Source organism: Superficieibacter sp. 1612_C1 (assembly GCF_015234305.1).
Lineage (GTDB): Bacteria > Pseudomonadota > Gammaproteobacteria > Enterobacterales > Enterobacteriaceae > Superficieibacter.
This window is the reverse complement of sequence record NZ_JADGMI010000004.1, coordinates 158897-173507: the sequence shown is the minus strand read 5'-3', so window position 1 is coordinate 173507 and position 14611 is coordinate 158897. Positions and strand designations below refer to the sequence as shown.

Here is a 14611-nt window from a genome sequence, read left to right as displayed (position 1 = left end):
CCTGGCTGTCATTTCTTCGTCATCAAACAGTTATTTTTCTGTCATTCGCACATGTCATGTTAATTCGCGAACACGAAACGCGTGATTCCGCGCATCCGGCACAACAAGAGAGATAAGCGAATGACATCGTTACGACATACAGCATTGGGAATGGCGCTAAGTCTGGCATTTGCTGGCAACGCCCTTGCCGTTACCACCATTCCGTTCTGGCATTCAATGGAAGGGGAACTGGGTAAAGAAGTCGATTCTCTGGCGCAGCGTTTTAATCAGGCCAATCCGGATTATAAAATTGTGCCGACCTATAAAGGCAACTACGAACAGAGCCTGAGCGCGGGTATCGCGGCGTTTCGTACCGGCAACGCGCCTGCCATTTTGCAGGTTTATGAAGTCGGTACAGCGACCATGATGGCGTCGAAGGCGATCAAACCGGTATATGAAGTGTTTAAAGATGCGGGTATTAACTTCGACGAGTCGCAGTTTGTGCCGACCGTGTCTGGTTATTACACCGATTCAAAAACCGGGCATCTGCTGTCCCAGCCGTTCAACAGTTCCACCCCCGTCCTGTATTACAACAAAGACGCCTTTAAAAAAGCCGGTTTAGATCCGGAGCAGCCGCCGAAAACCTGGCAGGATCTGGCGGCATATACCGCGAAGCTGAAAGCCGCGGGCATGAAATGCGGCTATGCCAGCGGCTGGCAGGGCTGGATCCAGATCGAAAACTTCAGCGCCTGGCATGGTCTGCCGGTCGCGACTAAAAACAACGGCTTCGACGGCACCGATGCGGTGCTGGAGTTCAACAAGCCAGAGCAGGTTAAGCATATCGCCTTGCTGGAAGATCTGAATAAGAAGGGCGATTTCAGCTACTTCGGACGTAAGGACGAATCGACCGAGAAGTTCTATAACGGTGACTGTGCCATTACCACCGCCTCTTCCGGCTCGCTGGCTGATATTCGCCACTATGCCAAATTCAACTACGGCGTGGGGATGATGCCATATGATGCGGACGTAAAAGGCGCGCCGCAGAACGCCATTATCGGCGGGGCCAGCCTGTGGGTGATGCAGGGTAAAGATAAAGACATTTACACCGGCGTGGCGAAGTTCCTCGATTTCCTCGCGAAGCCGGAAAACGCGGCGGAATGGCACCAGAAAACCGGCTATCTGCCGATCACGACAGCCGCTTATGACCTGACCCGCAAGCAAGGGTTCTATGACAAGAATCCGGGCGCGGATATTGCTACCCGTCAGATGCTGAACAAGCCGCCGTTGCCGTTCACCAAAGGGCTGCGTCTGGGCAATATGCCCCAGATCCGTACCATTGTGGATGAAGAACTGGAAAGCGTATGGACCGGCAAGAAAACCCCGCAGCAGGCGCTGGATGCGGCGGTAGAGCGTGGTAATCAACTGCTGCGCCGCTTTGAGCAGTCGACGAAATCGTAATGTGAAATGCCGGAGTGCGGCTTCGTTTTGTCCGGCATTGAGAGTTTAAACGTCGGAGGTGGTTGCGCGTTCTCCGGCCGACGAGCGCTAAAATGCCGGGTGGCGCTGCGCTTACCCGGCCTACGATACTACGTACGCACTGCGCTTACCCGGCCTACGATACTGCGTTATGCACCCTGTAGGCCGGGTAAGGCGAAGCCGCCACCCGGCATTTTCTGGAAAGAGTCGATTTATGTCATCATCCCGTCCGGTATTCCGTTCCCGCTGGTTACCCTATGCGCTGGTCGCCCCGCAACTGATCATTACGGTTATATTCTTTATCTGGCCTGCGGGCGAAGCGCTGTGGTACTCGCTGCAAAGCGTCGATCCATTCGGCTTCTCCAGTCAGTTCGTCGGGCTGGCTAACTTTGTCGCCCTGTTTCACGACAGCTATTACCTTGACTCCTTCTGGACGACGATAAAATTCAGCGCGCTGGTCACCTTCAGTGGCCTGATCGTCTCCCTGTTTTTCGCCGCGCTGGTGGATTACGTTGTCAAAGGTAGCCGCTTCTACCAGACGTTGATGCTGCTGCCCTACGCTGTCGCGCCCGCAGTCGCGGCCGTCTTGTGGATCTTTTTGTTCAACCCCGGACGCGGGCTAATCACGCACGCGCTGGCATCATTCGGCTATGACTGGAATCACGCGCAAAATAGCGGTCAGGCAATGTTCCTGGTGGTGTTCGCCTCGGTCTGGAAGCAGATCAGCTATAACTTCCTGTTCTTCTTCGCCGCGCTGCAATCCATTCCCCGCTCGCTGGTGGAAGCCGCCGCAATTGACGGCGCGGGGCCGGTACGCCGCTTCTTTAAACTGTCGCTACCGCTGATTGCGCCGGTGAGCTTCTTCCTGCTGGTGGTCAATCTGGTATATGCCTTCTTCGACACCTTCCCTGTGATCGACGCCGCTACCGCAGGCGGGCCGGTACAGGCAACCACGACGTTAATCTACAAAATTTATCGCGAAGGCTTTGCCGGACTGGATCTCTCCGCCTCCGCCGCTCAGTCGGTGGTGTTGATGTTCCTGGTTATCATCCTGACGGTGATCCAGTTCCGCTACGTTGAAAGTAAGGTGCGCTACCAATGATTGAGAATCGTCGCGGGCTGACGATATTCAGCCATACCATGCTGATCCTGGGGATCGTGGCGATCCTGTTTCCGCTGTACGTCGCCTTTGTCGCGGCGACGCTGGATAACCAGGCGGTGTTTGACACGCCGATGACGTTGATCCCCGGCACGCACCTGCTGGAAAACATGAAAACCATCTGGGTCAACGGCGTGGGCGTCAACAGCGCGCCGTTCTGGCGGATGATGCTCAACAGTTTCATCATGGCGTTCAGCATCACGGTGGGCAAAATCGCCGTCTCGATGCTCTCTGCGTTCGCCATCGTCTGGTTCCGCTTTCCGCTACGTAATCTGTTCTTCTGGATGATTTTTATCACCCTGATGTTGCCGGTGGAGGTACGTATTTTCCCGACGGTGGAAGTGATCGCCAACCTGAAAATGCTCGACAGCTATGCGGGCCTGACGCTGCCCCTGATGGCCTCGGCCACCGCAACGTTTCTGTTCCGCCAGTTTTTTATGACCCTGCCGGATGAACTGATGGAAGCGGCGCGTATCGACGGCGCATCGCCAATGCGCTTCTTCTGCGACATTGTGCTGCCGCTCTCGCGTACCAACCTGGCGGCGCTGTTTGTGATCACCTTTATCTACGGCTGGAATCAGTATCTGTGGCCGCTGCTGATTATCAGCGACGTTAACCTGGGCACCGCCGTGGCGGGTATCAAAGGGATGATTGCCACCGGGGAAGGGACGACGCAGTGGAATCAGGTGATGGCGGCGATGCTACTGACGCTGATCCCACCGGTCATTATTGTGTTAGCCATGCAGCGCGCGTTTGTGCGTGGCCTCGTCGACAGTGAGAAATAAGATGGCAGGTTTAAAATTACAGGCAGTCACCAAAAGCTGGGACGGCGGAAAAACCCAGGTTATTCAGCCGCTAACCGTAGACGTGGCGGACGGCGAGTTTATCGTGATGGTCGGCCCGTCCGGCTGTGGGAAATCGACGTTACTGCGGATGGTGGCCGGGCTGGAGCGCGTGACCAGCGGCGATATCTGGATCGACAGGCAGCGAGTGACGGAAACTGAGCCGAAAGATCGCGGTATCGCGATGGTGTTTCAGAACTACGCCCTGTATCCGCATATGAGCGTGGAAGAAAACATGGCCTGGGGCCTGAAAATACGCGGCATGGGGAAAGGACATATTGCCGAGCGGGTGAAAGAGGCGGCGCGGATTCTGGAGCTGGACGGCCTGCTGAAACGACGTCCGCGTGAGCTTTCCGGCGGTCAGCGTCAGCGCGTGGCGATGGGGCGGGCAATCGTGCGCGATCCGGCGGTCTTCCTGTTTGACGAACCGCTCTCTAACCTTGACGCCAAACTGCGGGTGCAGATGCGCCTTGAGCTGCAACATTTACATCAGCGCCTGAAAACCACCTCGCTGTACGTCACGCATGATCAGGTGGAGGCGATGACCCTTGCTCAGCGGGTCATGGTGATGAATAAAGGCGTGGTAGAACAAATCGGCACGCCTGTAGAGGTCTATGAAAAACCGGCCAGTCGTTTTGTGGCGAGCTTTATCGGCAGCCCGGCGATGAATTTGCTGGAGGGGCGCATCAGCAACTCCGGCAGTCATTTTGAACTGGAAAGCGGGATGGCGTTGCCAATCAACTGGTATTATCGCGGCTATGCCGGGCGTAAAATGACGCTGGGTATTCGTCCCGAGCATATTGCGCTAAGCTCGCAGGCGGAAGGCGGCGTGCCGCTGGTGATGGATACGCTGGAGATGCTGGGCGCAGATAACCTGGCGCACGGGCGCTGGGGCGAGCAAAAGCTGGTTGTGCGCCTGGCGCATAAAGAGCGGCCAGTGGCAGGCAGTACGCTGTGGCTGCATATGGCGGAAGCGCATTTGCATCTTTTTGATGGTGAAACGGGACAACGCGTATGAGTAACTGGCCTTATCCTCACATTGTCGCCCATCGCGGTGGCGGTAAACTGGCTCCGGAAAACACTCTTGCCGCCATTGATGTTGGCGCGCAACTGGGGCATACGATGATCGAGTTTGACGTCAAGCTGTCGCGGGACGGGCAGATTTTTTTGCTGCACGACGACAATCTTGAACGCACCAGTAACGGCTGGGGCGTGGCAGGACACTTAACGTGGAATGAGCTGCTCAACGTTGACGCCGGAAGCTGGTTTAGCGGCGAATTTAAAGGCGAGCCGCTACCGCTGCTGTCGCAGGTGGCGGATCGCTGCCATGAACACGGCATGATGGCCAATATCGAAATTAAACCCACCACCGGTAGTGGACCGCAAACCGGCAAGGTTGTGGCGCTTGCCGCGCGCGAACTGTGGAAGGGCATGACCGCGCCGCTGCTCTCTTCCTTTGAGATTGACGCGCTGGAAGCAGCACAGGAAGTGGCTCCGGAACTGCCGCGCGGGCTGCTGCTGGATGAGTGGCGCGACGACTGGCGCGAGCTAACTTCGCGGCTGGGCTGCGTGTCGATTCATCTTAATCATACGTTGCTGGATGAAGGACGGGTGGGCGCGTTACGCGACGCTGGTTTACGCATCCTCGTGTATACCGTCAACCAGCCCCAGCGCGCGGCACAATTGCTGCGCTGGGGCGTGGACTGCATTTGTACCGATCGCATTGACCTGATCGGGCCAGATTTCCAGCCAGATTAACGCACCGAAGACGACGGCGTAACGGTATTATTCAGCATGTCGCCGTTCTTTTTCTCGGTCAGCATATGTTGCTGACCGCTGCTCAACATGCCGCCGTTGGTGTTCGGCAGTACCTGCTCATGCGGCTGGTTCTGAAGCAGCCGCTCCGAGTTGTTATTCATCTGCGTTTGCAGATGTTGCTGCTGCATACGCGTCTGCGTCTGGAGCTGCTGGTTCAGCATCCCTTTCTGCTGGATTTGCTGATTTTGCATCTGCGTTTGCATCCGTTGCTGGCTGGGGATCTGGTAGCCAGGCTGATTCGGGTTATTCATGGTGTTCAGTGGCTGCGCCAGAACGACAGCGGGTACAAAAAGCGACAGAAGTAAAAGTCGTTTCATCTGCTTTTCCTCCTCCAGTAGATTCTCTTAAGTGTAATCGCTTTCCGTCAAAACGATGATCTTTTAAGCATTGTGGACCAGGCTTAAGCGGGGACTCATCCCTCATATCTCTGGAGAAAAACGATGATGAAACCGACGTTTTTGCGCTGGGTGGCGGTTGCTGCCCTGATGGCAGGAAGATGTTTTGGCGTGACGGCGGCACCGCCAGTCTCTTACGGCGTTGAGGCCGATGTCTTTCATCCGGTGGTGGCGAAGCAGGGTATGGTCGCCTCGGTGGATGAAATGGCGACGCAGGTAGGCGTTGATATCCTGAAAGAGGGTGGTAATGCGGTGGATGCCGCCGTGGCAGTCGGCTATGCGCTGGCGGTGACGCATCCGCAGGCGGGCAACCTCGGCGGCGGCGGCTTTATGCTGCTGCGTACCAAAGACGGCAACACGACCGCGATTGATTTCCGTGAGATGGCTCCGGCCGGTGCCACGCGGGATATGTTCCTTGACGATCAGGGCAACCCGGACAGCAAAAAATCGCTGACTTCACACTTAGCGTCCGGCACGCCGGGCACGGTCGCCGGCTTCTCGCTGGCGCTGGAGAAATACGGCACGTTGCCGCTCAATAAAGTGATACGTCCGGCCATCAAGCTGGCGAAAGAAGGTTTTGTGGTCAACGACGCGCTGGCGGACGATCTGAAAACCTATGGCAGTGAAGTGTTACCGAATTATGAGAACAGCAAGGCTATCTTCTGGAAAGACGGCGAGCCGCTGAAAAAAGGCGATAAGCTGGTGCAGGCAAACCTGGCGCATAGCCTGGAGATGATTGCCGAAAACGGTCCATCTGAGTTTTATAAGGGCGCGATTGCCGATCAAATCGCGCAGGAGATGAGTAAGAACGGCGGTCTTATTACCAAAGAGGACTTAGCGGCTTACCGCGCCGTGGAGCGCACCCCCATCAGCGGCGACTATCGTGGCTATCAGGTCTTTTCGATGCCGCCACCCTCTTCGGGCGGGATCCACATCGTGCAGATCCTCAATATCCTGGAAAACTTTGACCTGACGAAATACGGTTTCGGCAGCGCGGATGCCATGCAGGTGATGGCGGAAGCGGAGAAATACGCTTATGCCGACCGCTCGGAATATCTGGGCGATCCGGATTTTGTGAAAGTGCCGTGGCAGGCGCTGACCAATAAAGACTACGCCAAATCCATTGCCCAACAGATTGACGTTAATAAGGCTAAGCCCTCCAGCGAAATTCGCCCGGGCAAACTTGCGCCGTATGAAAGTAATCAAACTACCCATTTCTCGGTGGTGGATAAAGATGGCAACGCCGTCGCGGTGACCTATACCCTGAATACTATTTTCGGCACCGGGATCGTCGCGGGCAATAGCGGTATTCTGCTGAATAATGAGATGGACGATTTCTCCGCCAAGCCCGGAGTGCCTAACGTCTATGGTCTGGTTGGCGGCGATGCCAACGCAGTAGGGCCGAAAAAACGCCCGCTGTCATCCATGTCACCAACCATCGTTGTTAAAGATGGCAAAACCTGGCTGGTGACCGGCAGCCCCGGTGGCAGCCGGATTATCACGACCGTGCTGCAAATGGTAGTGAATAGCATCGATTTCGGGATGAACGTCGCCGAAGCAACAAACGCGCCGCGATTTCATCATCAGTGGCTGCCGGATGAACTGCGGGTAGAAAAAGGCTTTAGCCCGGATACGCTGAAACTGTTGGGTCAAAAGGGGCAGAAAGTGGCGGTGAAGGAATCAATGGGCAGCACGCAAAGTATTATGGTTGGGCCGGACGGCACGCTGTATGGCGCATCCGATCCGCGGTCGGTGGATGATTTGACGGCGGGATATTAACGGTGTCTGCGGCTCAACCGACATCTGGAGTGTGAGAACGGGCCGCAGATAAGTCCAGCATATCCGCATTGAAGAATATTCCCGGTAAGCATTTGTTGCACAAGCGAAGAGGCCGGATATCGGAGTAGAATAGCGCCACGTCAGCGTTTTTGCTGACCAGGCGCAACGTTGCGGGGGCTTTAACCCCGGCGGCGTCATTGCTGGTAAAGAAAAACCCTCGCACGTTGTTTTTGAGGCAACTTACGAGGGCGACTCTTTGAACCCAAGCAATTCAAGGATAGCCGCGAACGGTTGCCGGTGCAATCAGAAAAGGCTATACCATGCAGCACGTGTTAATGGCGATGTTGCAGGATCTGACGGTGTGCACCCTTGCGGGGGTGTTATCCGGGCTGATCCTGATTTATATCGCCCGCCGCCGTAAATAACGGCAGCCATTAAACGGGTTGCAGGCCGCACTGGCAACGCGCCCGGAGCCGGTCAGGGGGTGACCCCTGACCATTTTCGGTTTTTTAGTAAACGCTTGCATAAAATAATAACATGCACGTTTCGCAATGATTATTTATTGTAATAATGCATATATATTTTATATATACGATATATAATTCATTTTACTTTTATTGTTAATCATTCGGACAGTTAATTTCATCTGGCGTCAGGTCTGCTAAAGCGTGATAACGTATTAATGGATAACTGATGGGCGCTTTATATCCAGAACGTTATTACTGGAACCGATAAATAAAACTTCGATAAGCCTTCACCATACAAAATATTTACTGGGAATAAATAAGACGCCGGAGTAAAATAACGTTACGTCAGCCATTCGCTGACCAGGCGCAACGTTGCGGGGGCTTTAACCCTGGCGGCGTCACTGCTGGAAAGAAAAAACCCTCGCACGTTGTTTTTAAGGCAACTTACGAGGGCAATTCTTATCTCCAGACAAGTTAAGAATAGCCGCGAACGGTTGCCAGTGCAACCAGAAAAGGCTATACCATGCAGCACGTATTAATGGCGATGTTGCAGGATCTGACGGTGTGCACCCTTGCGGGTGTGTTATCCGGGCTGCTCCTGATTTACCTCGCCCGCCGCCGTAAATAACGGCGGCCATTAAACGGGTTGCAGGCCGCACTGGCAACGCGCCCGGAGCCGGTCAGGGGGTGACCCCTGACCATTTTCGGTTTTTTAGTAAACGCTTGCATAAAATAACGAAAATATTTCACAGTAATTATTTATTGTAATGATACTCATGTGTTTCATGCACGGGGTTTATATTTCATTAGATCTGCTAAAACCAGATAACATAGTGCTGGGGAATTAATGTTCCTTTTATAGCCAGAATGTTATTACTTCATCCGATAAATAAAATATCGATAAGTCATCGCTATAAAAGTATTTACTGGGAATAAATAAGACACCGGAGTAAAATAACGTTACGTCAGCCATTCGCTGACCAGGCGCAACGTTGCGGGGGCTTTAACCCCGGCGGCGTCATTGCTGGAAAGAAAAAACCCTCGCACGTTGTTTTAAGGCAACTTACGAGGGCGATTCTTTGAAAACCAACAATTCAAGAATAGCCGCGAACGGTTGCCAGTGCAACCAGAAAAGGCTATACGATGCAGCACGTGTTAATGGCGATGTTGCAGGATCTGACGGTATGCACCCTTGCGGGTGTGTTATCCGGTCTGATCCTGATTTACCTCGCCCGCCGCCGTAAATAACGGCGGCCATTAAACGGGGTGCAGGCCGCACTGGCAACGCGCCCGGAGCCGGTCAGGGGGCGACCCCTGACCATTTTCGGTATATTACCAGGGAGCGCTGTTTATTACCGCTTTTCGTAACCAGCAAATTATTTCACCCGCGCCATAAAATACGCATCCACATATTGACCATTACGCAGCGCGTAATTCTTGCCGGTGCCTTCAATTTCAAAGCCGAACTTTTGGTACAGCGCCACCGCAGCAGGATTATTAACAAACACCGTCAATTCGATCCGCTCAATACGCAGCCAGTTATCGCAGAGGCTTACCATTTCGCGCATCAGAGCCGATCCTACGCCGCGCTGGCGAAAATCAGGCGCGGTACTGATACCAAAACTGGCAACGTGACCGCGACGCGCGTTTTGTTCAATGCGCAGTGCCAGATGTCCGACGACCTGCTCATCAATACAGGCCACCAGATGACGAAGACCGGGCTGGGGTTTTAGCCGCTCTTGCCACAGCTCGACGGAAGGATAGGGAAGTTGTAGCAGATCAGGATACACCTCGGGATGCGCATTGATTTGACGTAATGCTTCTGCGTCGCGCGTTTCGATGTGGCGTATCACGATATCGCTCATTCCTTTTATCCTCAGTGAGTTAGAAGTCCCCTTTAACATCAATGACTTTCACAACGCTGTCAACCACCAAAATTTTTAAAAAAGGGGTAGACAAGTGCGAATGATAATGATTATTATTGTCATGCGTTCAGGGAGTCCTTCACGGAGAACCTGAAAGCACGACATTGCTCACATTGCTTCCAGTATTATCTTAGCCAGCCGCGTGCTGGCTTTTTTTTACCCTCAGGCCAGCGTTTCTCGCTTACCAAAAGAGCGGATTGCCGCCAGCGGACCCATGCCGCTTAGCGTAAAGATGGATAGCACGGTGAAGGCCAGCGCCACCAAACCCAGCACCAGATACGCGCCGTGGAAGCCCACCTTGTCATACATGTATCCTGCCAATACTGACATAAACATCATGGCCAGTTGTTTGAAGAAACAGAAGCAGACCAGGTAAATCGTCGCCGAAAAACGCACTTCAAACTGGCTGGTAATGTACTTAAAGCAGCCGACGATCAGGAAGGGGATCTCGAACATATGCAGCGTCTTCAGGATAATCACTTCCAGCGGCGAGGATGCAAATGACGAACCGATAATCCGCACTGACATGATCGCACCGGCTAACAGCAGCGCATTTTTCCCACCGATGCGGTTCACAATCAGCGGCGCAAAAAACATGATGCAGGCATTAAGCAGTTCGCCCATCGTGGTGACGTAGCCAAAGACACGGGTCCCCTGGTCGTGCGTCGTAAAGAACGAGGTAAAGAAGTTGGCAAATTGCTGGTCGAAAACGTCATAGGTACAGGAGACGCCGACCACATACAGCGACAGAAACCAGAGTTTCGGGTTTTTAACCAGCTCCAGCGCCAGTCGGAAGCTGAACGGTGAATGGTTTGCGCCCAGCGAATCAGCAACCTGCGCTGAAGGCTGCGCTTGCGGCTTAGCGATAAACAGCAGGATCGCGAGGATCACCGCGCAACCGGAGCCAAGCCAGAAGACAAATTGGTTGTTGATGGTGAACATAATGCCGACGATAGAAGCGCACAGTGCCCAGCCGATGCAGCCGAATAAGCGCGCCCGTCCAAATTCAAACTGACTGCGGCGACTCACTTTCTCGATGTAGGCTTCAATCGCCGGCGCGCCGCCGTTGTAGATGAATCCCAGATAGATCCCGCCGACAATCGATCCCAGCAGAATATTGGTTTGTAGCAGCGGACCAAACACATAAATAAAGAAGGGGGCGAACATCACCAGCATACCGGTAATGATCCACAGCAGATGTTTTCTCAACCCCAGCTTATCGGACAGCAGGCCAAAAATCGGCTGAAATAACAAAGAGAAAAAGGAGATGCAGGCAAAAATAATCCCCGTGTCGCTCTTGCTGATGTGGTTGATATCATGCAACCAGATGGGGAAGAAAGGGAAATAGGCTCCCATGATAAAAAAGTAAAAGAAAAAGAACAGCCCGAACATCCAGAAATTGGTGTTTTTCATGTAGTACATGGTTGTTGTCCTTAGAGTCACAACAGGCAGGTTTGCCAGGCCTGCCCGAATAAAAGCCTGCCGTTAACGGCGGACCCAGCTCAGCGCATAGTGGTAATGACTTTCCTGTAATAAAAATTCGGCTGAAACGCTGGGGCTCCAGGAGTCATCGCCACCGACGCCCATATGGAAACCGTCCAGATTCAGCCAGGTTCCCCGTTCCTCTTTTAATAAGTGACGATGCGAGGTCTCCTTCAGTTGTTTCTGTCCGTAGCGACTGATGTTGAAATGGAAATTGCCCTGCCAGCAGCTATCGCCATACTCCAGCCGCGTAGTGTCGCAGCGCAGACCGTTTTCGCTCGGGAAGACGTAAGGGGTATAGAGATCGCACAGCGGGCGCTGCCAGCGGTCATAACGGGCGGAGGATTTCCGGTCCGGATAGTTTTCATGTGGTCCCAGTCCCTGCCAGGTGACGTCAGGCTGTACGTCCGCCAGTTGACAGGTCAGGCCGATACGCGCCGGGGCGGGCGTGCCATGGGCAACATCGACGTCGACGCTGATGTGCAGTTCACCCAGGGCGTCAATGTGGTATGTTTTGCGGCTGATAAACAATGTCTTGCCCTGATACTGCCAGAGATGCGTAGTGCGTAGCTGGATCTCCTGACCGCAGGCATTGGCGTCGCAGCTTGCCAGCGAAGATTCGAGATCGTACATCCCCGCCGCTTTCCAGCGCTCCACCCAGGCGTTGGGATCGATACGGGTAACCTCGCTGACACCGATGTCGTTATCCAGCGGCGCGCGAGTAAATTGATCCTGTAGCGGCGTAAGCAGCGTCTCATGACCGTCCGCAAACCACTGGGTGAGCAGGCCGGTCTGACGGCTAAACTGCCAGCGCTGGCTACCGTGGCTGATTTCATAATGCTCTTCGCTGACGTTAAGTAGCGGCGCGCTGCCCGTCGGGGTAGCGGGAGAAACGTCGAGCACCTCCGGCATTCGCCACTGTTGCCAGGCGCAGACGTGTCCGGCCTCGCTCCAGTCGGTAGCGGCAATCTGCTGTACTTCGACATTGAGCCAGACCTGGCCCGGACGAGTCGCGGTGGGTAACGCATCCAGCACCAGCGTTTCCGTCCCCTGCGGCGCGATATCCAGCATCGCCTCGCCCTGCGCCAGCGTGTCGCCTTCCTGCTTCAGCGTCCAAATCAGGCGCTCGTTATCGCTGTGTCGGAACAGGTATTCGCTGGTGATAAGCAGCGTATTTTCTTGCAGAGCGAACTGGAAAAACTGCTGCGCCTGCTGAGCTTCATAGAGCGAAGGATGTGGCGTACGGTCGGCGAACACCAGTCCGTTCATGCAAAACTGGCGATCGTTCGGCGTATCGCCGAAATCGCCGCCGTAGGCTGAGAAAGTCTGCCCATTGTCGTCGTGTTTGATCAGCGACTGATCGACCCAGTCCCAGATAAAGCCGCCCTGTAGCCGTGGGTACTGGCGGAACGCCGCCCAGTATTTATGAAAACCGCCAAGGCTGTTGCCCATGGCGTGAGCATACTCGCAGAGGATCAGCGGACGCGTCTCGTCCGGCATGCCGATCCACTTCTTGATCGACCATTTCGGCACCTGCGGGAAGGGCTGATCCTGATCCACGCGCGCGTACATCGGGCAGATAATGTCGGTCGCCGGGCTGTTCGCGCCGCCGCCTTCATAATGCACCGGGCGAGAAGGATCGTTCGCCTTGATCCAGCGATAAAGCGCGTCATGATTAGCACCGTGGCCGGATTCATTGCCCAGCGACCAGATGATAATAGAGGGATGATTACGGTCGCGCTGCACCATACGCGTTACGCGCTCGCTCATCGCCGCCAGCCAGGTGGGGTCATCGGTCAGACGATTCATGGGCACCATACCGTGCGTTTCGATATTGGCTTCGTCCACCACATACAAACCGTAGCGATCGCACAGGCGATACCACAGCGGATGATTAGGATAATGCGAGCAGCGCACGGCGTTAAAATTATGCTGTTTCATCAGCAGGATATCGCGGCGCATGGTCTCTTCGTCCATCACCTGACCGTTTTCAGGATGATGCTCGTGGCGGTTGGTGCCGCGAATAAGCAGCGGTTTACCGTTGAGCTTTAGCAGCCCCTGAGAGATTTCTACCTTGCGGAAGCCGACGTCATACGCCTCGGCTTCAATCACCTCGTCCTGGGCGTTTTTCAACACCACTACCGCGCGATAAAGCTGCGGCATTTCGGCGCTCCACAGCAGCGGACGGTCAACCGACAGGCGCAGGGTAGTACGATCATTGTAAGCACCGCGCTCGTCAATAATCTCGCTGCCGATGGCCTGCTGCGTTTCATCAACCAGCGTGTCGCCTTTCCACAGTTGCAGGGCTATTTGCGTCTTTGCATCCGCGTTGCCGCCTACGATCGCCAGCGTTTCCAGGGTTGCACGCGTAAAATCTTCGTTTAATTGCGTTGTAATACGGATATCGCTCAGGTGCGTTTGTGGTTTATGCAGCAGAGAAACATCGCGGAAAATGCCGCTCATCCGCCACATATCCTGATCTTCCAGATAGGAGCCGTCGCTCCAGCGCAGCACCATCACCGCCAGACGGTTTTCGCCAGGCTGTAGCACGCCGCTCAAATCAAATTCGGAGGGCAGGCGGCTGTCCTGCGCGTAGCCTATCCAGTGACCGTTACACCACAGGTGGAAGGCGGAGTTCACGCCGTCAAAGATGATCCGCGTTTGACCGCTGCTCAGCCAGTCCGCATTAACATCAAATGTGAGCGAGTAACATCCGGTCGGGTTTTCCTGCGGCACAAACGGCGGGTTTACCGGGATAGGGTAGGTGACATTGGTATAAATCGGCGCATCATAACCGAGCATCTGCCAGTTCGACGGCACGGTTATCTCATCGGCTGTCGCTTCATCCTGGGCGATCCAGCTTTCCGGCACCGCTTCCGGGTGAGTAAAATAGCTGAATTTCCAGCGCCCGTTGAGCAACTGAATATTATCAGACGTGGTGTCTTTCCTCGCGGCGTCCGGAGTGCGCCAGCTGGAAAAGGGAGGGTGTGCGGCAAGCTGATTGAGGTGCGTTACCGCTGGATTTTCCCAGTCGCGGCGAGCAAGAATGGAAGCAAGAGTGGCACCGGGCGTACCCGCGTGAATAGTCATAGTCGTGATCCTTTAATTTTTTGCGATGCGCTCACAATTTGGTTCGACTATGGTTTCGGATGGAAAGGCTGTAAAGCAGGAGAAGGAATTTAGGTGACTAATGTCACAAAATTTCCTGTTACGTTGCTGGCATCGGTGGCATGGCCTGCCGGGTGGCGGCTGCGCCTTACCCGGCCTACAACTACAAAAAATTCAGCCG

General features: G+C 54.5%; 10 protein-coding genes. 6 read left to right on the top strand and 4 right to left on the bottom strand.

Annotated features, from left to right (window positions below; genetic code table 11):
• Positions 1-120: 120 nt before the first annotated feature.
• From ugpB to ugpQ, 5 genes are all read left to right on the top strand, one after another.
• Positions 121-1437, top strand: coding sequence for a sn-glycerol-3-phosphate ABC transporter substrate-binding protein UgpB (gene ugpB, locus INT84_RS14870; protein ID WP_194207408.1), 1317 nt, complete (start codon positions 121-123; stop codon positions 1435-1437).
• Positions 1438-1669: 232 nt separating this feature from the next.
• Positions 1670-2557 carry a sn-glycerol-3-phosphate ABC transporter permease UgpA gene (ugpA, locus tag INT84_RS14865; protein WP_194207407.1) on the top strand — a complete coding sequence of 296 codons (888 nt, stop codon included), beginning with the start codon at positions 1670-1672 and terminating at the stop codon, positions 2555-2557.
• On the top strand, positions 2554-3399 hold the full coding sequence (gene ugpE / locus INT84_RS14860; protein WP_194207406.1) for a sn-glycerol-3-phosphate ABC transporter permease UgpE: 846 nt from the start codon (positions 2554-2556) through the stop codon (positions 3397-3399). Before ugpA ends, ugpE begins: the two co-directional genes overlap by 4 nt.
• 1 nt (position 3400) lies before the next feature.
• A complete protein-coding gene (locus INT84_RS14855; protein WP_194207405.1) occupies positions 3401-4474 on the top strand; it encodes a sn-glycerol-3-phosphate import ATP-binding protein UgpC in 1074 nt (357 codons plus the stop codon).
• Positions 4471-5214: a glycerophosphodiester phosphodiesterase gene (gene ugpQ, locus INT84_RS14850; protein WP_194207404.1), complete on the top strand. Its 744-nt coding sequence runs from the start codon at positions 4471-4473 to the stop codon at positions 5212-5214. The genes INT84_RS14855 and ugpQ overlap by 4 nt, the downstream gene beginning before the upstream one ends.
• On the opposite strand, the gene INT84_RS14845 is transcribed toward ugpQ, so the two are convergent.
• Positions 5211-5591 carry a DUF2756 family protein gene (locus INT84_RS14845; protein ID WP_176919425.1) on the bottom strand — a complete coding sequence of 127 codons (381 nt, stop codon included), beginning with the start codon at positions 5589-5591 and terminating at the stop codon, positions 5211-5213. The two genes, ugpQ and INT84_RS14845, sit on opposite strands and share 4 nt — an antisense overlap.
• A gap of 123 nt (positions 5592-5714) precedes the next feature.
• Here INT84_RS14845 and ggt point away from each other — a divergent pair, with 123 nt between their 5' ends.
• Positions 5715-7448, top strand: a complete 1734-nt coding sequence (gene ggt / locus INT84_RS14840) for a gamma-glutamyltransferase (RefSeq protein WP_194207403.1) — start codon at positions 5715-5717, stop codon at positions 7446-7448.
• Positions 7449-9291: 1843 nt separating this feature from the next.
• Here the strand turns inward: ggt and yhhY are convergent.
• The 3 genes from yhhY to INT84_RS14825 form a co-directional block, all read right to left on the bottom strand.
• Positions 9292-9780: an N-acetyltransferase gene (gene yhhY / locus INT84_RS14835; protein WP_194207402.1), complete on the bottom strand. Its 489-nt coding sequence runs from the start codon at positions 9778-9780 to the stop codon at positions 9292-9294.
• Positions 9781-10002: 222 nt separating this feature from the next.
• Positions 10003-11262 carry an MFS transporter gene (locus INT84_RS14830; protein WP_194207401.1) on the bottom strand — a complete coding sequence of 420 codons (1260 nt, stop codon included), beginning with the start codon at positions 11260-11262 and terminating at the stop codon, positions 10003-10005.
• A gap of 63 nt (positions 11263-11325) precedes the next feature.
• Positions 11326-14412, bottom strand: coding sequence for a beta-galactosidase (locus INT84_RS14825; RefSeq protein WP_194207400.1), 3087 nt, complete (start codon positions 14410-14412; stop codon positions 11326-11328).
• Positions 14413-14611 lie beyond the last annotated feature (199 nt).

Coding starts and splice junctions, on each gene's coding strand:
- ugpQ (WP_194207404.1), top strand. CDS start 4,471: ATGAGTAACTGGCCTTATCCTCACATTGTCGCCCATCGCGGTGGCGGT.
- yhhY (WP_194207402.1), bottom strand. CDS start 9,780: ATGAGCGATATCGTGATACGCCACATCGAAACGCGCGACGCAGAAGCA.
- INT84_RS14830 (WP_194207401.1), bottom strand. CDS start 11,262: ATGTACTACATGAAAAACACCAATTTCTGGATGTTCGGGCTGTTCTTT.
- INT84_RS14845 (WP_176919425.1), bottom strand. CDS start 5,591: ATGAAACGACTTTTACTTCTGTCGCTTTTTGTACCCGCTGTCGTTCTG.
- ugpE (WP_194207406.1), top strand. CDS start 2,554: ATGATTGAGAATCGTCGCGGGCTGACGATATTCAGCCATACCATGCTG.
- ugpA (WP_194207407.1), top strand. CDS start 1,670: ATGTCATCATCCCGTCCGGTATTCCGTTCCCGCTGGTTACCCTATGCG.
- ugpB (WP_194207408.1), top strand. CDS start 121: ATGACATCGTTACGACATACAGCATTGGGAATGGCGCTAAGTCTGGCA.
- INT84_RS14855 (WP_194207405.1), top strand. CDS start 3,401: ATGGCAGGTTTAAAATTACAGGCAGTCACCAAAAGCTGGGACGGCGGA.
- ggt (WP_194207403.1), top strand. CDS start 5,715: ATGATGAAACCGACGTTTTTGCGCTGGGTGGCGGTTGCTGCCCTGATG.
- INT84_RS14825 (WP_194207400.1), bottom strand. CDS start 14,412: ATGACTATTCACGCGGGTACGCCCGGTGCCACTCTTGCTTCCATTCTT.